This window comes from Brenneria sp. L4-2C (assembly GCF_040240335.1).
Lineage (GTDB): Bacteria > Pseudomonadota > Gammaproteobacteria > Enterobacterales > Enterobacteriaceae > Brenneria.
Genome location: NZ_JBEIAC010000003.1, coordinates 48,814 through 68,416, shown reverse-complemented (window position 1 = coordinate 68,416; position 19,603 = coordinate 48,814). Strand labels below are relative to the sequence as shown.

At 54.6% G+C, this 19,603-nt stretch carries 20 protein-coding genes and 1 pseudogene; 5 read left to right on the top strand and 16 right to left on the bottom strand.

What is annotated here, in order from left to right; all coding sequences use genetic code 11:
* Nucleotides 1-41: 41 nt before the first annotated feature.
* On the bottom strand, nt 42-3,005 hold the full coding sequence (locus ABRZ26_RS06510; protein WP_319603446.1) for an autotransporter domain-containing protein: 2,964 nt from the start codon (nt 3,003-3,005) through the stop codon (nt 42-44).
* Nucleotides 3,006-3,475: 470 nt separating this feature from the next.
* On the opposite strand from ABRZ26_RS06510, the gene ypfH reads away from it, so the two are divergent.
* Nucleotides 3,476-4,105, top strand: a complete 630-nt coding sequence (ypfH, locus tag ABRZ26_RS06505) for an esterase (RefSeq protein WP_319603445.1) — start codon at nt 3,476-3,478, stop codon at nt 4,103-4,105.
* A gap of 62 nt (nt 4,106-4,167) precedes the next feature.
* Here the strand turns inward: ypfH and ABRZ26_RS06500 are convergent, their stop codons facing one another.
* From ABRZ26_RS06500 to ABRZ26_RS06475, 6 genes are all read right to left on the bottom strand, one after another.
* Entirely contained in the window at nt 4,168-5,346 is a 1,179-nt protein-coding gene (locus tag ABRZ26_RS06500) for an acetyl-CoA C-acetyltransferase (RefSeq protein WP_319603444.1), read from the bottom strand.
* Nucleotides 5,347-5,357: 11 nt separating this feature from the next.
* Entirely contained in the window at nt 5,358-6,005 is a 648-nt protein-coding gene (locus ABRZ26_RS06495; protein WP_319603443.1) for a 3-oxoacid CoA-transferase subunit B, read from the bottom strand.
* Nucleotides 6,005-6,661 carry an acetate CoA-transferase subunit alpha gene (gene atoD / locus ABRZ26_RS06490; RefSeq protein ID WP_319603442.1) on the bottom strand — a complete coding sequence of 219 codons (657 nt, stop codon included), beginning with the start codon at nt 6,659-6,661 and terminating at the stop codon, nt 6,005-6,007. Before atoD ends, ABRZ26_RS06495 begins: the two co-directional genes overlap by 1 nt.
* An 85-nt stretch (nt 6,662-6,746) precedes the next feature.
* Nucleotides 6,747-7,046, bottom strand: a complete 300-nt coding sequence (locus ABRZ26_RS06485) for an AtuA-related protein (RefSeq protein ID WP_319603441.1) — start codon at nt 7,044-7,046, stop codon at nt 6,747-6,749.
* Complete coding sequence (locus ABRZ26_RS06480; RefSeq protein WP_319603440.1) at nt 7,046-8,386, bottom strand: acyclic terpene utilization AtuA family protein; 1,341 nt, start codon at nt 8,384-8,386, stop codon at nt 7,046-7,048. Before ABRZ26_RS06480 ends, ABRZ26_RS06485 begins: the two co-directional genes overlap by 1 nt.
* A 68-nt stretch (nt 8,387-8,454) precedes the next feature.
* Nucleotides 8,455-9,777, bottom strand: coding sequence for a CitMHS family transporter (locus ABRZ26_RS06475; protein WP_319603439.1), 1,323 nt, complete (start codon nt 9,775-9,777; stop codon nt 8,455-8,457).
* A 476-nt stretch (nt 9,778-10,253) separates the two neighbouring features.
* On the opposite strand from ABRZ26_RS06475, the gene ABRZ26_RS06470 reads away from it, so the two are divergent.
* Nucleotides 10,254-11,153, top strand: a complete 900-nt coding sequence (locus ABRZ26_RS06470; protein ID WP_319603438.1) for a LysR family transcriptional regulator — start codon at nt 10,254-10,256, stop codon at nt 11,151-11,153.
* 36 nt (nt 11,154-11,189) lie between these two features.
* Here the strand turns inward: ABRZ26_RS06470 and ABRZ26_RS06465 are convergent, their stop codons facing one another.
* From ABRZ26_RS06465 to ABRZ26_RS06450, 4 genes are read right to left on the bottom strand one after another with little or no spacing between them, the layout of a single operon-like run.
* Entirely contained in the window at nt 11,190-11,381 is a 192-nt protein-coding gene (locus ABRZ26_RS06465) for a YpfN family protein (RefSeq protein WP_319603437.1), read from the bottom strand.
* 2 nt (nt 11,382-11,383) lie between these two features.
* Nucleotides 11,384-12,058 carry a M15 family metallopeptidase gene (locus ABRZ26_RS06460; RefSeq protein ID WP_319603436.1) on the bottom strand — a complete coding sequence of 225 codons (675 nt, stop codon included), beginning with the start codon at nt 12,056-12,058 and terminating at the stop codon, nt 11,384-11,386.
* Nucleotides 12,055-13,182 carry a succinyl-diaminopimelate desuccinylase gene (gene dapE / locus ABRZ26_RS06455; RefSeq protein WP_319603690.1) on the bottom strand — a complete coding sequence of 376 codons (1,128 nt, stop codon included), beginning with the start codon at nt 13,180-13,182 and terminating at the stop codon, nt 12,055-12,057. Before dapE ends, ABRZ26_RS06460 begins: the two co-directional genes overlap by 4 nt.
* 1 nt (nt 13,183) lies before the next feature.
* Nucleotides 13,184-13,561 (bottom strand): ArsC family reductase, encoded by a 378-nt coding sequence (locus ABRZ26_RS06450; RefSeq protein WP_319603435.1) that lies wholly within the window; start codon nt 13,559-13,561, stop codon nt 13,184-13,186.
* Nucleotides 13,562-13,794: 233 nt separating this feature from the next.
* Here ABRZ26_RS06450 and ypfM point away from each other — a divergent pair, with 233 nt between their 5' ends.
* Nucleotides 13,795-13,854, top strand: a complete 60-nt coding sequence (gene ypfM, locus ABRZ26_RS06445; protein WP_264089368.1) for a protein YpfM — start codon at nt 13,795-13,797, stop codon at nt 13,852-13,854.
* A gap of 170 nt (nt 13,855-14,024) precedes the next feature.
* Here the strand turns inward: ypfM and ABRZ26_RS06440 are convergent.
* Nucleotides 14,025-14,733 (bottom strand): annotated as a pseudogene (locus tag ABRZ26_RS06440) (aspartate/glutamate racemase family protein).
* 227 nt (nt 14,734-14,960) lie between these two features.
* Here ABRZ26_RS06440 and cspE point away from each other — a divergent pair.
* Together cspE and tatE are read left to right on the top strand one after the other, a co-directional pair.
* A complete protein-coding gene (cspE, locus tag ABRZ26_RS06435) occupies nt 14,961-15,170 on the top strand; it encodes a transcription antiterminator/RNA stability regulator CspE (protein WP_009113827.1) in 210 nt (69 codons plus the stop codon).
* A gap of 254 nt (nt 15,171-15,424) precedes the next feature.
* Nucleotides 15,425-15,631, top strand: coding sequence for a twin-arginine translocase subunit TatE (gene tatE / locus ABRZ26_RS06430; RefSeq protein WP_319603434.1), 207 nt, complete (start codon nt 15,425-15,427; stop codon nt 15,629-15,631).
* A gap of 301 nt (nt 15,632-15,932) precedes the next feature.
* Here tatE and lipA read toward each other — a convergent pair whose 3' ends face one another.
* From lipA to dacA, 4 genes are all read right to left on the bottom strand, one after another.
* Complete coding sequence (gene lipA, locus ABRZ26_RS06425) at nt 15,933-16,898, bottom strand: lipoyl synthase (protein ID WP_319603433.1); 966 nt, start codon at nt 16,896-16,898, stop codon at nt 15,933-15,935.
* 256 nt (nt 16,899-17,154) lie between these two features.
* Nucleotides 17,155-17,862 carry a lipoyl(octanoyl) transferase LipB gene (lipB, locus tag ABRZ26_RS06420; protein WP_319603432.1) on the bottom strand — a complete coding sequence of 236 codons (708 nt, stop codon included), beginning with the start codon at nt 17,860-17,862 and terminating at the stop codon, nt 17,155-17,157.
* A gap of 110 nt (nt 17,863-17,972) precedes the next feature.
* Nucleotides 17,973-18,236 carry a DUF493 family protein YbeD gene (gene ybeD / locus ABRZ26_RS06415; protein WP_319603431.1) on the bottom strand — a complete coding sequence of 88 codons (264 nt, stop codon included), beginning with the start codon at nt 18,234-18,236 and terminating at the stop codon, nt 17,973-17,975.
* A gap of 108 nt (nt 18,237-18,344) precedes the next feature.
* A complete protein-coding gene (gene dacA, locus ABRZ26_RS06410) occupies nt 18,345-19,556 on the bottom strand; it encodes a D-alanyl-D-alanine carboxypeptidase DacA (RefSeq protein ID WP_319603430.1) in 1,212 nt (403 codons plus the stop codon).
* Nucleotides 19,557-19,603 lie beyond the last annotated feature (47 nt).

Here is a 19,603-nt window from a genome sequence, read left to right as displayed (position 1 = left end):
TTATCCCCTCGCGTGCGTTAATCCCGTCGGCATCCCCGCTATCAGAAGGAGACGTCGACGCCGCCGCGCAGCACTTCCTCGTTGCCGCGATCGGCGAAGTGTTTATCGGCGCGCAGGAAGATGCGCGCATCCGCGGCTTTGCCCACGTCCAGCCTGACGCCCGCCCACTGGGCGTCTTTGTCCAGACGCATGCCCGGAATATCAAGGCGTTCGCCTTCACGGCCCAGGCCGCTCCAGCGGGCGGTTACGTCCAGCGACGGGTTGGTGAAGGCGTGCTGATATTCGCCGTTGACGCTCAAGGCGCTCCACCATCCCCGATGCCATTGCTGCCGGGCGCTCAGGTTAATCCCGGTCAGGCCTACCGTGCGGGAATAGTCGTTGCCTTCGCCGGTCAGGCCGAATTCGCTGCCGCTATCGGTAAAGCCGCCGGTGGAAAGGTAGCTGTATTTTACGCCGGCATAGGGCTGCACGCTGAAGACATCGTTAAGCGCCAACGCATAGCCGGTTTTCAGCAGACCCTGCCAGCCATCGCTTGTCGTGCTGCTGGACACCGCCTGAACGTCGTCCAGCAGAATGGAGCGCTGTAACTTGTCGCGACCGCGCTGATAGCTCAGGTTGCCCTGAACGTACCATTCGGGGCTGAGCTGGTAGCGGGCATAGGTCATCACCCCATGCAACTCGTTCTCGCTGCTGCCGCCGCTGCCGGCATACTCGGCCTTGATGCGGCTGTTGGTATAGGCGATCCCAGCGCGCAGTCCCGGCGTGTCGAAGTCGCTATCCGTACCGATGGCCGTCAGGTTGATATCGTAGCTGCTGCCCAGATAGCCGGACTGGTTCAGGTCGCCGCGCAGTTTGCCGGTTTCGATCCACAGTCCATAGTTTTTGCCGTTCCCCAGTTGGTCCAGCCGGTTGTTCAGCAACTGGTTCTGGTAATCCAGGCTGTTAAACAGGATGGCGTTGCTGGAGGCATGGGCCTGCCCGGAGAGCGAATCCAACGAGGCCGCCGCCGCGCTGGCGCTCGCCAACTGCTGGAACGCGGCCGCTTTGGCCAGCAGGGCGGACTGCTGCTCGGTGGTTGAGTCGGCGCCGACCCAGCGGTCGGCGACCTGTAGGGCAGACTCCACGTTGGCGGCGGTCTGCAACAGCGCCGCGCCTTGTAATCCGCTGTTGGCGACGGCCTCGACGGTATTGACGCGGCTGAAAGCGCCGGTGACGTCATTGGCGCCGTAGGTCAGATTTCCGGTCAGGAACAGGCCGAGATCGGTGGCGGCGAAGCTGCCGCTGATCCCCTGATTGCTATGCAGCAAGGTTTCCTGGGCCTCAACGATATAGGTACTGCTGGGTAAGCCGACGCGTAACGTGCCGTCCAGCGTCGCGCTGCCCTCAACGGTGAACGGATTGGACAGGGTTACGCTCAGCAGGCCGTCGCTGCCCTGGGTATAATTGCCGGCGACGGTCAGACCGCCTTCCGCGGTGGTGGCGACGATCCCCGTATTACTGACGTTGCCGCCGATGCGGCCGTTCCCCGCCAGCGTTCCGCTGCCCGACACCGTTGCGTTGCCGGCGATGGAACCGTCGACGTACAGGCTATTGGCGGTGATTCGCGTGTCGCCTTTATAGGTGTTGTCGCCGGTCAGGCGCAGGATGCCGCCGGCGTTGTCGGCGCCGTTAACCACCAGGCCGTAATCGCCGCTGATATCATTGGAGAAGGTATAGTCGCCGGCGGTCAGACGGGCGGTGAAATCGTCGGCGTAAAACATCGCCGGTCCTTTCAGCGCCTTTTCCACGTTCAGATCGCCCCAGCCGAAAGTATCGTTGAAGGGGCGGCCGTTGGCCGTGTCGGCAACCTGAATTTCACCGCTATGGAAAATGATTTCCTTAACGCTGCCGTCTTCGTTATAGACAGTCTCATAGTAGGCCAGATCCGCATCGTAGCCCGTATAGGCATCGGAGCGGTAGGTGGCGGTGGTCAGCAGCGTTTGTTGCAGGTTATAGCCGGTCATCCAGGGGAAAGCGGTCTTGACCAGCGCGGCGCCTCCCGCCACGCGCGGCGCGGAATATGAGGTGCCGTACGAGGTTACGGATTCCCATTCGCCGTCCGCCGAACTGCTCTGGCTGGGGTATTTTGTGGAGCCGAGCGCGCTCATGCAGTACGCGGCGGCGGCGCCGCAGGCGTCAAAGCCCCACAGCTCCGGTGGACGATCGGGAACGGGAACCAGATAGCCTTCGACGAATCCGGTCACCGCCAGAACGCCTTTCTGCAACTCCGGTTCGTTGAATATCGCGGGGATCAGCGTATCGGGCGCCGGCGCGGAGGTTTTCTCATTGCCGGTCGACATGATGGCCAGCGCTTCGGCGCTGACGATCTCGCGCAGTGAGTTGCGCAATAGCTGATAGGCGTATCGCTGGCTGGCGTTTGACAGCGATTCGGGCGTGGTCAGGCGTTCGGTCATGCCATAGGACATGTTGATGATTTTGACGTCGTTATCCAACAGCCAACTGACGGCTTGGGTGGAAGTAAGAACATCGAAATTATTGTCTTTCGATGCCTGGGCGATATACAGCAGGCTGTCAGGCGCCACGCCGGCGGGCCATTGTCGCCACTCCTGTCCGGCCAGCACCATGGCCACTGTGGTTCCGTGTCCGTCGTCGCCCGCGTTATCGTTTAACGTGCTGCTTCCGCCGACAAAGGAGGCAAAACCGCCGATATTGTCGTAGTTGATATAGGGGCGGTCCGGGGAAAGCCCGGAGTCGATAATGCCTACTTTGGCTCGCGTGTCGGCGGGTTCCGTCGGCGCCTCCGGCTCGGTAGGATTGGTCGGCGTTTCGGGTTCGATCGGCGTGGTGGGGGTTTCCGGCACCGGCGTTACGCTCTCGGAACCGCCGCCCCCGCCTCCGCCGCCTCCGCACCCCGCCAGCAGTAACGCGAGGCTGATATTGGCTGCCAGCATGGATTGCCTGAAGGCGCGTTTTTTCGGTGATAATAAGGACGTTGTTATCGCCATTTTATTTTTCCTGCATGTATTTGGGACGTAAAGCCGCCTCCCGGAACATTGGGATTTGGATAAAATGTGTTATCCGTTAATAGGGCGAGTGCATCTAACCAATAGAAAGTCGCACGGATGGGTTTATTTATTGTTTAACCGGTCTGTCCGCCATATATCGCGCTCCCTTAATAATGATTTGCTGGTGTGATAGCCGTGACCGTACTCTTCGTCTGTTTTACGCATCGGGTAAAAGGTTTATTGCCGCTTCATTAATCTCTGTGCAATAACCGGGGAAAAGTGACACCGGCGGCGGCTTTTATTCTTTTTTTGCCGGAGTGGAGAGTGAAGGCGTCGTTTGCTGCAAAAAAATGAACATCTTGTTCAGGAATTCCCGATTTCACCTGCAATAACGCGGCGTATAGTGGTTCTCAATGGTTATATGAACCGGCTGCGGGAATGCCGGGCCGGTTATTTGCAGGAGAAACAGAATGACTCAGCAGAATATCGTGGTACAAAACCCCGCCGCGCCGCAGCGGCTGGTGTTGCTTTTTCATGGCGTGGGCGATACCCCGGCGGGTATGGCGCCGATCGGCCGCTATTTCGCCGCCGCGTTTCCGCAGGCGCTGGTGGTAAGTATCGGTGGGCCGTTCAGTACCGGATACGGGGAAGGGCGTCAGTGGTTTTCCGTGCAAGGCGTGACGGAAGAGAATCGCTTAGCGCGTATTGAGGAGGCGATACCGCGCTTTGTCGCCACCGTGCGTGACTGGCAGCGGAAAAGCGGCGTTGATTTTCAGCACACGACGCTGGTGGGATTCTCTCAAGGTTCCATCATGTCGCTGGAAGCGCTGAAAGCGGAACCGCATTTGGCCGGACAGATTATCGCCTTTAGCGGCCGTTTCGCCGCCCTGCCGGAAAAACCGTTCAGCGATGTGGCGGTGCATTTGATTCATGGCGATGCCGACGGCGTGATCGCCGTCGATCATGCCCGCGCCGCCGCGCAGCGTTTTCAGCAGTTGGGAACGGCTTGCTCGCTGGATATAGCGCCGGGCGCAGGACATGGCATTGATGAACGCATGCTGAACCAGGCGCTGGCGCGTCTGCGTCAATCCGACGAGTAATCGGGGAAAATGCCGGAGGCAGGCGGGATGTCGCCTGACCCCGGCGTGAACGGAATGGGGACTCAGAGACGCTCAATAATCATGGCGATGCCTTGCCCGCCGCCGATGCACAGCGTGGCCAGCCCCAGCGTTTTATCATGGCCGCGCAGGGCATGAACCAGGGTGACCAGAATACGCGCGCCGCTGGCGCCGATAGGGTGACCCAGCGCAATGGCGCCGCCATTGACGTTCACTTTGTCAGGATCAAGCCGCAAGTCCCGCTGTACCGCCAGATATTGCGCGGCAAAGGCTTCGTTGGCTTCGATTAAATCAATGTCGCCAATGGTTAATCCCGCTTTGCCGAGCGCTTTTTGCGTCGCCGGGATCGGCCCCAGCCCCATGACTTCGCTCGGTACGCCGGCGGAAGCCCAACTGCGGATACGCGCCAGCGGCTGAATGCCTTGCTTTCTGGCCGTTGATTCGCGCATCAGCACCAGCGTGGCGGCGGCATCGTTAATTCCGGAGGCATTCCCTGCGGTGACGGTGCCGTCGGCGGAGAAGGCCGGACGGAGCTTGGCCAGTGATGCCAGCGTCGTATCGGCGCGCGGGAATTCGTCCTGTGCGAAAATACGGGTTTCTTTTTTACCGCGCAGGGATATTGGGGTGATTTCGGCCTTGAAGCGACCGCTTTCAATCGCGGCAACCGCTTTTTGCTGCGATGCCAGCGCCACCCGATCCTGCTCTTCTCGCGTCAGATGGTAGCGTGCGGCGATATTTTCCGCCGTGGCGCCCATATGGTAGTCATTAAAGGCGCACCACAGGCCGTCCTGAATCATGATGTCGACCAGCTTGCCGTGCCCCATGCGGTAACCGTGGCGCGCTTTTTCCAGCAGAAAAGGGGCGGCGCTCATGTTTTCCATGCCGCCGACGACGCACACCTGATTATCGCCGGATAGAATGGACTGCGCGCCGAGCGCGACGGCTTTCAGACCGGAGCCGCATACCTTGCTGACGGTGAGCGACGGGGTTTCAATCCCGATGCCGGCGGCGATGCTGGCCTGATGCGCCGGATTTTGCCCCAGCCCGGCCTGGAGTACGTTGCCCAAAATCACTTCATCAATGGTCAGATCGTCCGGCAACGTCGACAGACAATCACCAATGGTAGCGGCGGCCATCTCAATGGCGGAGGTGTTGGCCAGACTGCCGCCGAACTTGCCGATAGCGGTTCTTTTGGCGTTAACAATAACAACGGAATCGTTCATGGTCGCCCCGGTTAATTGATTTTCATGGGTTGTAAGTCGGCGGAGACAATAAAGTCTGCCTCGGTTTTCTGGCGCAACGCCTGCACGGTGATGTCAGGGCTGATTTCACTCAGCACCATTTGCCGATCGACAAAATGAAATACCGCCAGTTCGGTCACCACCATGCTGACTTTATTGACCGCGGTGAGCGGGTAGGTGCAGCGGCGCAATAATTTGGCGTCGCCGTTTTTGGCGCAGTGCTCCAGCGCGATAATCACTTTCTTCGCCCCGACCACCAGATCCATGGCGCCGCCCATGCCGGGCACCATTTTCCCCGGCACCATCCAGTTGGCCAGGCTGCCTTGTTCGTCGACCTGCAAGCCGCCCAATACGCAGACGTCGACGTGGCCGCCGCGAATCAGGGCGAAGGAGAAGGCGCTGTCGAACATCGCGGCGCCCGGCACCATGCCGCACGGCTGTCCGCCGGCGTTGACCAGATTCACATCCGGTTCGGTTATCGCGCCCAGTCCCAGAAAACCGTTTTCCGACTGAAAGGTAACCTCAATCCCTTCAGGCAGGTAATTCGCGACTTTGGTCGGCAAGCCAATGCCTAAATTAACCACGTCGCCATTTTTCAGTTCTCTTGCCACCCGGCGGGCAATGAATTCTTTCGCATCCATTATTTCTCTCCCAGATAAAGGTGATCGACCAGGGCGGCAGGGGTGACGATAGATTCCGGCGCCAGTTGTCCGAGCGGAACAATCTGTTCGCACTGGGCGACGACATGGTCGGCGGCGAGGGCAATCAGCGGGTTGAAATTACGCGCGGTGAGGCGATAAACCAGGTTTCCGCTGGTGTCGGCGATACTGGCCTGTAACAGGGCCAAATCCGCTTTTAGCGGCAGCTCTAATAAATAGGTAATATTATCGAGGGTTATTTTCTGTTTATTGTCTTCGACCACCGTGCCGACGCCAGTCGGGGTTAAAAAACCGCCGAGACCCGCGCCGCCACTGCGGATGCGTTCGGCCAGCGTGCCTTGCGGCACCAGTTCAACCTCCATTTCGCCGGCGAGCATCCGGCGGCCGGTTTCCGGGTTGGTGCCGATATGCGAGGCGATGACTTTTTTGACCTGCCCGTTGGCAATTAACGGGCCGACGCCGGTATCGATAAAACCGGTATCATTGCCGATAATGGTTAAATCAACGACGCCGGATTTAATAATTTCATCCACCAATAATTTCGGTGTCCCGACGCCCATAAAACCGCCGAACATAATCGTCATTCCGTCATATAAAAATGAGCGGAAATAGTCGGCATCAATGATTTTGTTATTCATTGTATTAAAACTCCGTGAAAATAATGACCGCGGACGGCCACGGCGGGTAATTTATTACCCGCCGGTAAACAGCCAGACGCGACGATTAAATATCCATATCCAATATTGCCGAGCTTAATCCTTTACCGTGCATATCCAGCGCCAGCGAACGGGTAACGCCGCCGCCCAGCGCGCCGTACATCACAAAGTTCAACGCGCCGATAGCCGGTAATTCATAGCGCACCACCTCGCCGGTGACGATATCGGCAAACCAGGTTTTGACTTTTTCCGCGGTGATGGTTTCTTTCAGCAAGGAATAATCTTCCGCACGATAGGCAATCAGGGAAATATTGGAGGTATTTCCTTTATCCCCGGTGCGGGAATGGGCAATTTCACGCAGTTTCATTATTTAATCTCCAGATAGGCGACGGCGGGCGTGACGCTGTCGCGGGGCAGCAGGGTGGAATCCATCGCCAGAATTTCTTTGACGGCTTTGTTGACGCCGCCGCCGCCGGCGGGGCCGTTGGTGTAGAGCGTTTCCACTTCATTACCGATCTTGACCGCCTGCGATCTGGCGCTGCAACGCGCCGCGACACGTACACGGACTTCATAGGGCTGGCTCTGCTGCGAACGCTGCGGGCCATGCAGGGAATCGACGCCGATCAGGTCGTAGCGCACTTCCTGCGGGGTTAGCTGACACAGGGCGAAACGTTGTTTAACGATCTCCAGCGCCAGGCGTCCGCGAGCAACCGCGCCGGGGCCGGCATAGGAGATTTCGCCTTCGCCGATAAAACCGTCCTGATAACCGACGGAGACTTTTAAGGTATCGGTTTTCGCGCTCCCGTTCGCTCCCGCGACGCGTACGCGATTTTCGCCCTCTTGCGTGAAGGTCACGCGGCTGAAATCGGCAATCACATCGGGGGTGATGTAGCGATCCGGACGGTGGATTTCATACAACAGTTGTTCTTTACAGGTATCGACGCAGACGCGTCCGCCGGATCCGTCGACCTTGGTGATCACCGCGTTGCCGTCTTCAGTGACTTCGGCGAGCGGAAAACCGAGCCGTGCCAGGTGCGGAATGTCCTTGAAACCAGGATCGGCGTAATAACCGCCGGTGATCTGGCCTGCGCATTCCAGCAGGTGGCCGATGCAGGTGCCTTTGCCCAATCGCTCCCAGTCGTCCGCCGCCCAGTTGAATTCATACATCATGGCGGAGAGAAACAGGGAGGGGTCGGAAACGCGGCCGGCGATGATGATATCCGCCCCCTGACGCAGCGCCTCAACCAGCGCGTCCGCCCCCAGGTAAGCATTGGCGGAAATAATATCTTTGCCGCAGGCGGAAATGGGTTTGCCGATTTCGTCCAGTCGGGCATCGAGTGTGATCAGCGTGGCATGCGCGTCGTCGCCGGTGACGACGGCGATTTTCAGGCGTTTCGCCCCCAGCGTTTTGGCGATCTCCAACACGCGCTGTCCCGCCGCAACCGGGTTGGCCGACCCCATGTTGGTGATGATTTTGATCCCTTTCTCCAGACAGATGGGCAATACGGCGTGCATTCTGTCCGCCAGCAGCTCGTTATAGCCTTTCTCAGGATCCTGCTGTTTCTGTTTTTGCCCGATGGCGATAGTGCGCTCCGCCAGACATTCAAAAACCAGATAGTGAATGTCGCCTTTTTGCGCCAGCTCTACCGCCGGTTCGATACGATCGCCGGCATAGCCGGCCCCGGAGCCAATACGAATTGTCTTCATGGAAATACCTTTTAGTAATCAAACGTGTTGGTGACCGCCGCTTGGTTGGTTCTGCGGCGGCGATGTTTCTAAAGCGGGAAGACCCCGAAGATGACGCAGGCGAACGTCATAATGACGCTGGCGGCCCACAGCACCGGGATCGAGAATTTCTGGTGGTCGGCGAGATCCACGCCCGCCAGGCTGACCAGCAGAAAGGTTGCAGGCGTCAGCGGGCTGACCGGGAAGCCGGTGGTCATTTGTCCGAGAACGGAGGCCTGAGCAACCTGAATCGGCGGTACGCCCAGCATGTCCACGGTATGGGCGATGACCGGCATAATGCCGAAGTAGTAAGAATCGGGATCGAACACCAGGCTGAGCGGCATGGAGATCAGGCCGACGATAAACGGAATGTGGCTGGCGAACGATTCGGGCACCACGCTGACGGCGGACAATGACATGGCCTTCAGCATGCCGGTGCCGCTCATGATGCCGGTAAACGCCCCGGCGGCGAACAGTATGCTGGCCATCATCAGCGCCGCTTTGGCGTGGGCGTTGATGCGATCTTTCTGCATTTCGACGTTCGGATAGTTGAACATCAGCGCCAGCGTCAGGGCGATCATAAAGGCTACGGTCGGGGAGATTTTGGTAAACACCATGGTGCCGATGACGGCAACCACCAGCGCAATATTGACCCAGAACATATGCGGACGACGCAGCGCTTTTTCGGCATCGCTGAGTTCTTTCACATGCTGTGCGTCGCCGAGATGCTGCGCGCCGCCGGACAGCGGGTTGCCGGATGCCAGTCCCAGGCGTTTTTCCTCTTTTTTGCCCCAGTAATAGCCCATCAGCACCATAAAGGTCAGACCGCAGAGCTGCGCCGGGATAAGGGGAATAAACAGCTCGTGGGTGGTGATGTTTAACGCCGCCGCCGCCCGGATCATCGGTCCGGTCCACGGCAGGAAGTTGACGCCGGCGCTGAGCGCGGTAATGCCCACCAGGATCCGTTTATCCATACCGAGTTTGTTAAACAGCGGCAGCATGGCCGGTATGGTGATCAGGAATGTCACCGCGCCGTTGCCGTCCAGATGGGCGATCAGCGCCAGGACGCCGGTGCCGATAATAATTTTGACCGGACTGGTGCCGACAAGACGTAAAATTCCTCTGATGATGGGATCAAACATGCCGGCATCGGTAACGACGCCGAAAAAGGCGATGGCGAAGACGAACATCGCCGCCATCGGCGCCAGCTTGGTTATTCCATCGACCACGTATTTGGCGGTATCGGTACCGCTTCCCGCCGCCAGCGCGCCGATGACCGGAATAACGATTAATGCCACCAGAGGAGACATTCGCTTCGTCATGATGAAAAATAGCAGGGTGGCAATAGTCAGCACCCCGATTAGGGCTAGCATAAAGAACTCCTCTCTCTATTTATTATATGTTGCGTATATGTTTTATTTGTTGTGAATTAAAAAACTCAATCAAATATTATTGAGTGCTCCAGATACATAACGCGAAGTGGTTTGTTTTTTTGTCTGCGCTATTTTTATCATGCCGTCGAATTTACGACTAACTGATAATCGGAATGGCGTTATTCATAAAGACGATTAATTTATTTTATTTGTCGATTGAATAACTGATTTTGGTTTATCTATATGTTTTTAATTTTATGTTTTTTATGGTTATTTTTATTTTATCCGTGTGGCGGTTATGTTTTTGGTTGTGAAGTCGATCGGCGTTGTATTGCGCGATGAGAAAATATTCGGAAAAAGATAAAGTAAATAATTGCGGCGCGGATCATAAAAACAAAAAAATGGTGTTGTTTTACGTTGAGTTTGCCTTTTTTTTACATAACACTTCTTTTCTCCTTTTGCATTTAAGGCCGCTTATGAATTTGTCCATAAAACAACTGCGGGCATTTATCGCGTTGACGGAAACCGATAATTTCACACGCGCCGCGCAGAAAATAAATCTTTCCCAGCCGGCGTTCAGCGCGTTGATTGCCGGTCTGGAGGAAGAGGTCGGCTACCGGCTATTCGATCGGGATACGCGCAAGGTGCAATTAAACGCGGGCGGCATTCATTTTATCGATATCGCCCGCCGGCTGATTCAAACCCATGACGACGCCGTGGGGGAAATTAAATCCTATGCTACGGGTTATAAAGGGAAAATTGTGCTGGCGGTACTGCCGTCAATGGCGGTGGAGTGGCTGCCGCAGGTGCTGGCGCAGTACCATCAAGCCTATCCCGACATCAAGGTGGAGTTGCTCGATACCCAGTGGGATCGCTGTTTAAAAGCGGTATTGGACGGGCGAGCCGATTTCGCGCTGAGCGCCGGCCAGCCGTCGGCGGGAACCTTCAGTTCCAAAATGTTGTTTGCGGATAATTTCTATCTGATTTGCCATCGAGATCATCCGTTGGCCGGGCAGGCGGCCGTGGAGGTGGCGGATGTGGCGGAACATGCGTTTGTCGGCTTTTGTCAGGGCACCAGCATTCGGCAATATACCGATCAACTGATGGAGCCGCATGGTTTTAAATACGTGCTGGAAGTACGCCAGTTGACCACGATGATGGGGCTGGTGGCGGCGAATTACGGCGTCAGCATCGTGACCGGTTTGACGCTGTTTCAGTTTCAGCACAAAGATATCGCCATCGTGCCTTTCAAAGATTTGTCATTGCAGCGGGGAATTTATCTGATCACCGATAAAGAGCGGCAGCTTTCCGTTTGCGCCAAAGAATTCTATGATTTTCTTCAGAAACGGGCGGAAAGCTTTGTACCCAGAGCTTGAATGGTCACGTGCTGCAAGCTATGTACGGAGATGTTTTCACGGTTTTTTCTGCGGCCAGTCATCATTTTCATCATCCCATTTATCGTTGTTGTCGCGATGGGGCGGCAGCTTGGGCTTGTTCATCAGAAAACGTTTATGATCGACATTGCGCAACGCCTTGATGCCGTTTATCAGCATACCGATCAGGATAATCAGAATTATCCACCAATAGTCAGCCAGCCACGCCATGATTAAGCTCCGTCAACGTTGTGTATAAAACGGGTGAACAGGTGCGGCAAGTGTTCGCACAGCCAGTCATAACCCGCGATGTCTTCACCTTGCCAGGCCGATAGAATAATGTCGGACGTCAGCTGTTTTTCCGCATGCTGGGCTAACGGATAATAGCTGATATGCCAGGGTTCGGCGGCGACGCCCCCAAGATCGTGAGCATAAGGACGGTAAAACTCGTATTCGTGCATATGCTCGCTTAGCCAGGCGTTAAGCGGCGCGAAGTAACCGCCGGGTTCATATTCCCAGGGTTCCAACTGTAGCCGTTGCCCTTGCGGCAGAAGATCGGGATCGTAAATATCCAGATCGCTGCCCCAGTGATGGCGGCTGGCGCCCGGCATCGCCGACCAGCGTAAAATCGCTTTGCAGCGTTCGCCCTCATTCAGCGAGAGTACATCCAGCGGCTGACCATTCTGATCCATCACCGGCCGCTCCCCCCTGAATTTGCCGTTCCAGATTAATCGCTGGCGATGAAAATCACGGAACGTGCTGGCGGGCTGTAGATTAAATCCGTTTTTTTCCGCCGCGCGTTGTAAAGCCTGAAAGGCGGCGACCGCTTCAGGCTGAAGGCGATGGTGGCCGCTGAGCGTCACCAAATGACTATCATTCTTCCCGGTTAGCATGGCATGAGTAATCATGCGATCAATTGCTCCATAATGCGCTGATACATCCGGCTCAGCAGTTGTAAGTCCGCGGCGCTCACGCATTCATCCACTTTGTGAATGGTGGCGTTGACCGGCCCAAGCTCGACAACCTGAGCCCCCATACGGGCGATAAAACGTCCGTCGGATGTGCCGCCGTTGGTAAGTAGCTGTGGCGTGACTTCGTTATAATGCTCTACCGCATTCACCACGGCATCGACCAGTTCACCCTTCGCCGTCAGAAACGGCTGACCGGAGAGATTCCAGTCAATAGTGTAGTTTAGCTGATGACGGTCGAGCAGTTCCGCTACCTGTCGTTTAATCGCTTCATCCGTTAACTCGGTGCTGAAGCGGAAATTAAACTGTACGAACAGCTCGCCGGGGATAACGTTGTTGCTGCCGGTGCCGGCCTGAATATTGGCGATTTGCATGCTGGTGGGCGGGAAAAACGCGTTACCCCGATCCCACTCCGTCGCCGCCAGCTCATTGAGCGCCGGCAAGGCCCGGTGTACCGGATTATCGGCCAGATGCGGGTAGGCGACATGCCCCTGAACGCCATGCACCCGCAGATTGGCGGTGATAGAGCCGCGGCGGCCGTTTTTCACCACGTCGCCGACGATTTTGGTGCTGGATGGTTCTCCCACCAGGCAATAATCCAACCGCTCATTGCGCGCCATCAGGGTTTCAACCACTTTAACGGTGCCGTTCACGGCGCTGGCTTCTTCATCCGAGGTGATCAGGAAGGCCAGTCGGCCCTGATGGTTGGGGTTCGCCGCCACAAAGCGTTCGGCTGCAACCACCATCGCCGCCAGCGAACCCTTCATATCCGCCGCGCCGCGACCGTACAACATACCGTCGCGAATGGTGGGTTCAAAAGGCGGGTGTTGCCAGCGGCTTTCGTCGCCGCTCGGCACCACATCGGTATGCCCGGCAAACGCCAGCGTTTTACCGGCGCCGCGCCATGCCCAGAAATTCAGGGTATCACCGAAATTTATCGCTTCAACGGTGAAACCAATGGCTTTCAGACGCTCAGTCATCAATTGCTGGCAGCCTTCGTCATTCGGGCTGAGGGAAGGGCGTTTAATCAACTGTTGGGCGAGTTCGATAACCGGACAAGACACGTTATTTGTTCTCCGCAATAAATTCCTGATAGCTGTCTGCGCTGAAGCCAAGCAGCGCTTTTCCATCGTTGGTGACTAACAGTGGTCGCTTGATCACCGCGGGTTGCTCAAGCATCAAGGCAATCGCCGCGCTTTCACTGTCGGCGGTATTAGCGCTAATCATGCTGCGCTGTTCCTCGCTTAGTTTACGCCAGGTGGTGCCGCGCGTGTTGATTAATGGCTGCCAGCCCAGCAACGCGACAAATTGCCGAAGGCGCGCTTCGTCCAGACCGTCGGCGCGGTAGTCATGAAAATGGTAATCAACCTGTTGTTCTTCTAACCAGCGACGGGCTTTTTTTATGGTATCGCAGTTTTTGATACCGTACATGGTGAGCGTCATGGGGATTAATATCCTTTCAGATCCAGAGGTTACATGATGGTCGTCGAATGGCTCAGTGCGGGAGTATGAGCCTGACATCGTCAGCGCCCAGCATGCCGAAAAAAAATGGCGAGATCCACCGTGAATTGAGAAACGGAAATGAGGGACTGCTTGCTTTTTATACTTGCAAAACTATTTCACCTGGTTAAAAAGTGTGCGTATAATACGCCGCCGTTAATTCTTCAGAGGTTATTATGATAGAAGTAGAAGTGGGTAATTGGAAAGATTTTATTGAAGCGATGTTACGCAAATAATAATTAGAAGCCGAACCTGTCTTACATACCAGGAATAAGATCGTATAAATAAAGCAGTATTGATTGCCAATGCTGCTTTATTTTTGCCCTAAATGGGGAAACCTGAGTAAATAAAAGAGGCTATTATTTTTTGCGGCGAAAAAGTAAAGGGTTTTCATAGTAACGTATTGTTATTTATCTGATAGTGAGAATTTTGCCGCGGCGGTGGCATGTAAGAAGCTGGTGTCAAAAAGAGGAACGTCAGCGTCGTCTGAGCTCAGCAGCAGCGGTATCTCGGTACAACCCAGAATAATGCCTTCGGCGCCTTGTTGCTCCAGCTGTCTGATGATTTCCCGGTATGACTGACGCGACCCGGCATCGATTATCCCCTGACACAGTTCTTCGTAAATCACGCGATTCACTCGTTCTCTTCCGGCCTGATCCGGCCTGATCCGGGATGATCACTTCTATGCCGTAGCGCTCATGAATTCTCCGCCGGTAAAAATCCTGTTCCATGGTGTAGCGGGTTCCTAACAGGCCCACTTTTTTCATCCCTTGCTGAAACAGACTTTCACCGGTGGCGTCGGCAATGTGTAAAAGAGGAAGTCTGCTGGCGCTTTCGATGTTATCCGCCACTTTGTGCAGGGTGTTGGTGCAGATTACGATGGCTTGCGCGCCCGCTTTTCCCAGGCCGATTGCGATATCGGATAATAGCCGTGCGGCTTGTCGCCAATCGCCTTGTTCCTGTAATTGCGCGATGTCGTGGAAATCGACGCTGTGCAAAATAATTTTGGCGGAGTGCAGCCCGCCAAGCCGGTTTTTAACATATTCATTGATCGTGCGATAGTAAGGGACGGTCGATTCCCAACTCATTCCTCCAATCAGACCCAGCGTTTTCATCGGGGTTTCCCTTGCGTGATTGATACCATAAAAAGTGATGGGTAACGTTCAACGTACCAGACAAAGATATTAATCTTGTTAAAATTCGCCGACGGCTTCATTCAATGTGCTTTTTTAGCGACTTTTATCACTTTTTAGCTATCTTAAACTGGACAAATGGGCAATCTATTGCTGTACTGTACCCGACACAGATTTTGTGTCTTTCATTCATGTTAAAGGTAAGTTTGATGTCTAAGATTAAAGGTAGCGTTAAGTGGTTTAATGAGTCCAAAGGATTCGGTTTCATTACTCCTGAAGATGGTAGCAAAGATGTATTCGTACATTTCTCTGCCATTCAGAGCAATGGATTCAAAACTCTGGCTGAAGGTCAACGCGTAGAGTTTGAAATCACTAGCGGAGCGAAAGGTCCGTCTGCTGCTAACGTTATCGCTATTTAATTATACCGATTTCTTGAAAAACCCGCCTCACGGCGGGTTTTTTTTGTCTGAAATCCACTGTTTCCCGCCGTGCTTCAAGTCTGCTCTGTTGAACGAGCGGGGCGAAGGTCGCTCCTAATCCTGCGGCGGGGATTAGCAGACGAGCGTCTTACTTTGTTACAGAAGGCGATTGTTTTGTCGATGGTAAGGTTTTACATAGACGTTATGTTATTCGCTCGCTGGCTTATCCAGCATCTGTAATCAGGTAGGTAAGTATGGAAGGTATTAGTATCGCCAAGCTATTGGTCATCGGTGCATTGATTGTTTTGCTGTTCGGCACGAATAAGTTACGCAGCCTGGGAGGCGATCTCGGCGCCGCAATCAAAGGCTTCAAAAAGGCGATGAATGACGACCAACCCGCTAATAACGCAACGTCAGACGAGCCTGCGGCCTTAAATGACGCGCAGCATAAAAAATCATAATCTGATGATATCAATGAAAACGGACGAGGTTGATGACAATTCTTCCTCAACCTGTCATTCCCGCGAAGGCGGGAATCAGCCAATGGCGATTTACGGTTTCAGCAGGAGATTCCCGCCTACAACCGCGGGAATGACCGGGCGTAACGTGGGATGACAGTGGCATATTATAGGCTTTGTCAACAGTCTGACGGACGGCATTTGCCGTCCGTTTGCTCTGCCCTGCGGCAAAATGTAATTTAATGTAAAATTCTATTTTTTGCGGCACGCCCGCGGTAAGCCATTATTCGCGGCTTACCCTGGATTATTTCACTTCAATGCCTTTTGCCTGCAAATCGGCATGATAGGAAGAGCGCACAAACGGGCCGCAGGCCGCGTGAGTAAAGCCCATCGCCATCGCTTCGGCTTTCATTTCATCAAACTCTTCAGGGCTGACATAGCGCTGTACCGGCAGGTGATGGCGGCTCGGTTGCAGGTATTGTCCGAGGGTCAGCATGGTAACGCCGTGGCGACGCAAATCGCGCATAACGTCGACTATTTCGGCGTTGGTTTCGCCGAGTCCGACCATCAGCCCGGATTTTGTCGGGATCTCAGGGTGAGCGTTTTTGAAGTTTTCCAGCAGTTTCAGCGACCATTCATAATTGGCGCCGGGGCGAACCTGGCGATAAATCCGCGGCACGTTTTCCAGGTTATGGTTGAAAACATCCGGCGGCGTTACCGTCAGAATATCCAACGCCCGATCCATCCGGCCGCGAAAGTCAGGAACCAGCGTTTCGATGCGGATTTGCGGATTTTTGCGGCGAATAGCGCTGATGCAGTCAGCAAAATGCTGAGCGCCGCCGTCGCGCAGGTCATCACGGTCAACTGAGGTGATAACCACATAGCGCAGCCCCATGTCATGGATGGTTTGAGCCAGTTTTTCCGGCTCGTTGGCATCCGGCGTAAGCGGTCGGCCATGGGCGACATCACAGAACGGACAGCGACGGGTACAGATCGCGCCCAGAATCATAAAGGTGGCGGTCCCATGGTTGAAACATTCAGCCAGATTCGGGCAGGAGGCTTCTTCGCAAACCGAGTGCAGCCCATTTTTACGCATTGCAGCCTTGATGCCCTGAATGCGGCTGGAGTCGGCCGGGAGTTTGATCCTCATCCATTCGGGCTTGCGTAACATTTCCTGCCGTTCAGTAACAACAGTTCGTACCGGGATTAGCGCCATTTTATCGGCATCGCGGTATTTTACGCCGCGTTCGATCTGAATCGGTTTACTCATGTTTGCGTAAGTTCCAGTTCTGAATATACCCGTCATGCTTCAAGTCGCTGATGCGTCGGCCCGCGTGCCACTCGAGTGATTAGAGTATAGCTCTCTTGAATTTGTTAAGAAAAATTCAAAGGATTAAAGGGTTCGTTAAAAATTTTTTTAAAAACTCTCAAAATTATATCATCTTTAGCCGGCGACATTCAGCTCTTGCCGGATCAAAATGAAGAAATTATGTAAATAAAATGTGATTGCTTATCGGTTCAGTCGATTACTCTACGCCTGTGACTAACGGGTTTGCCGGCACCGGCGCGCCATGTTCTGCGAAATCCCAGTTTATCAGTTCATATTGCGGGTAACCTAATAGCTGTTGAAACGACTGAATCAAAACGGGAGCGATATCCTCCAATGTCACGCCGGGGACGTAATCGCTCACCTGCGTCATCTGCATTCCGGCATAGCCGCAGGGGTTGATGCGCTGAAAGGGCGACAGATCCATGGCGATATTCAGCGCCAGACCATGGAATGAACAGCCTCTGCGAATACGCAGTCCCAATGAACAGATTTTACGCTCGCCGACATAAACGCCTGGCGCATCGGTGCGGGCGTGGGCCGCAATCTGAAAATGGGCCAGCGTGTTCACCACCGTGTCTTCAATGGCGGAGACCAATAGCCGAACGCCCAATTTGCGCCGTTTTAAATCGACCAGGACGTACATCACCTGCTGACCGGGGCCGTGGTAAGTTACCTGACCGCCGCGATCGCTCTGGATCACCGGGATATCGCCGGGCATCAAGACATGCTCGGCCTTGCCGGCCTGTCCCTGCGTGAATACCGGCGGATGTTGAACCAGCCAGATTTCATCCGGCGTTTTGTCGTCTCGCAGATCGGTGAACGCGTGCATCGCCAGCGAAACGGGCTCGTAAGGTTGTACGCCCAGTTGACGTACGATGATCTTATCCTGTAGCAAACTTGTCACCTTCAGGTTAAGGAAGGATAGAAGAGATTATAGCGGCGGGCGGTAGCTGCGAACAGCGTCAAGTTTGTTTTCCCGCCGTTGATATTCTGCGAGGGAGGGGCCGGGACGCGTTACAGAACCATCCGTACGATTTCAATATTACCCAGCTCTTCATACAAGGTTTCCACCTGTTCTATATGCGTTGCATTAATGGTAATCGAGACGGAATGATAATTCCCCTTGCTGCTGGGTTTTATCTGCGGCGTGTAATCGCCGGGGGCATGACGTTGCACGACTTCGACGACCTGATCAACCAGCTCGGGTTGCGCTAATCCCATCACTTTGTAAGTAAACGGGCAGGGGAATTCGAGCAGTTCGTTTAATTTTGTTTTCATCTGCGCTCCAGTATGACGTTGGGCCTGTACAAAGTATAACTCCCGCCGCGAGGGCAGGAGTTAATGATTTATAAAATATGGGGATGATTTATCCCTTTACAAGTGGGATCAACCGAACCAGTGGTGGAACATCAGTTTGATATAGTCGATCATGCGGCTGAAGATACCGCCTTCTTTGATTTCGTTCATTACCACCAATGGACGCTGGTCAATCGTTTTGCCGTCCAGTTGGAAGTTAATGGAGCCGACGACCTGATTCTTGCCCAGCGGCGCATGCAGTTCGGTATTGGTCAGCACATAGCTGGCTTTCAGGTCTTTCATCCGTCCACGGGGAATCGTCAGATAGACGTCTTTTTCCACCCCCAGGGCCACGCGATCGTTGTCGCCGAACCAGACGGGTTCCGAGGCGAACTCTTTGCCCGCTTTCAATGGCGCCACGGTTTCAAAGAAACGGAATCCCCAGGTGAGCAGCTTTTTACTCTCGGCTTCGCGTCCCTTAAAGGTACGTCCGCCCAGAACGGCAGAAATCAATCGCATCTGGCCTTCGGTTGCGGAGGCGACCAGGTTATAACCCGCCGATGAGGTGTGTCCGGTTTTTATGCCGTCCACATTCAGGCTGGTGTCCCACAGCAGGCCGTTACGGTTGGTTTGGCGGATGTTGTTAAAGGTAAATTCTTTTTCTTTATAGGTCGCGTACTCTTCCGGAACGTCGCGGATCAGCGCCTGTCCGATTAAAGCCATATCCCTTGCGGAGCTAAACTGACCGGCGGCATCCAGACCATGCACGGTGCCGAAGTTGGTATTTTGCAGTCCCAGCGCTTTGACATAGCCGTTCATCAAATTAACGAAGGCATCCTGGCTGCCCGCGACATAGTCGGCCATCGCGACGCAGGCGTCATTGCCGGATTGCAGGATAATGCCGCGGTTAAGCTGGGCGACGGAAACGCGATCGCCGGGCTTCAGGAACATCAACGACGATCCCTGGAATATCGGATTACCGGTAGCCCAGGCGTCTTTATTGATGGTGACGATATCGTTTGGGGTGATTTTCCCTGACTTTATTGCCTGACCGATGACATAGCTGGTCATCATTTTGGTCAGACTGGCCGGATCGCGGCGGGCATCGGCGTTCATTTCCGCCAATACTTTCCCGGAGTTGTAATCAATCAGGATGTATGATTCTGCATCAATTTGCGGAACGCCGGGGATCATCGTCGTGATATTGACGTCATCGGCGTGGGCAAAGGAGGATGCGCTAACGGCGAGCAGAGCGCCAAACGCAGTACGTTTAATAAAACGAGACGTGTTTACAGTATTCATGATTGGAACAACAACATCCGTGGGTATAAGTTAAAAAACGAGCCACA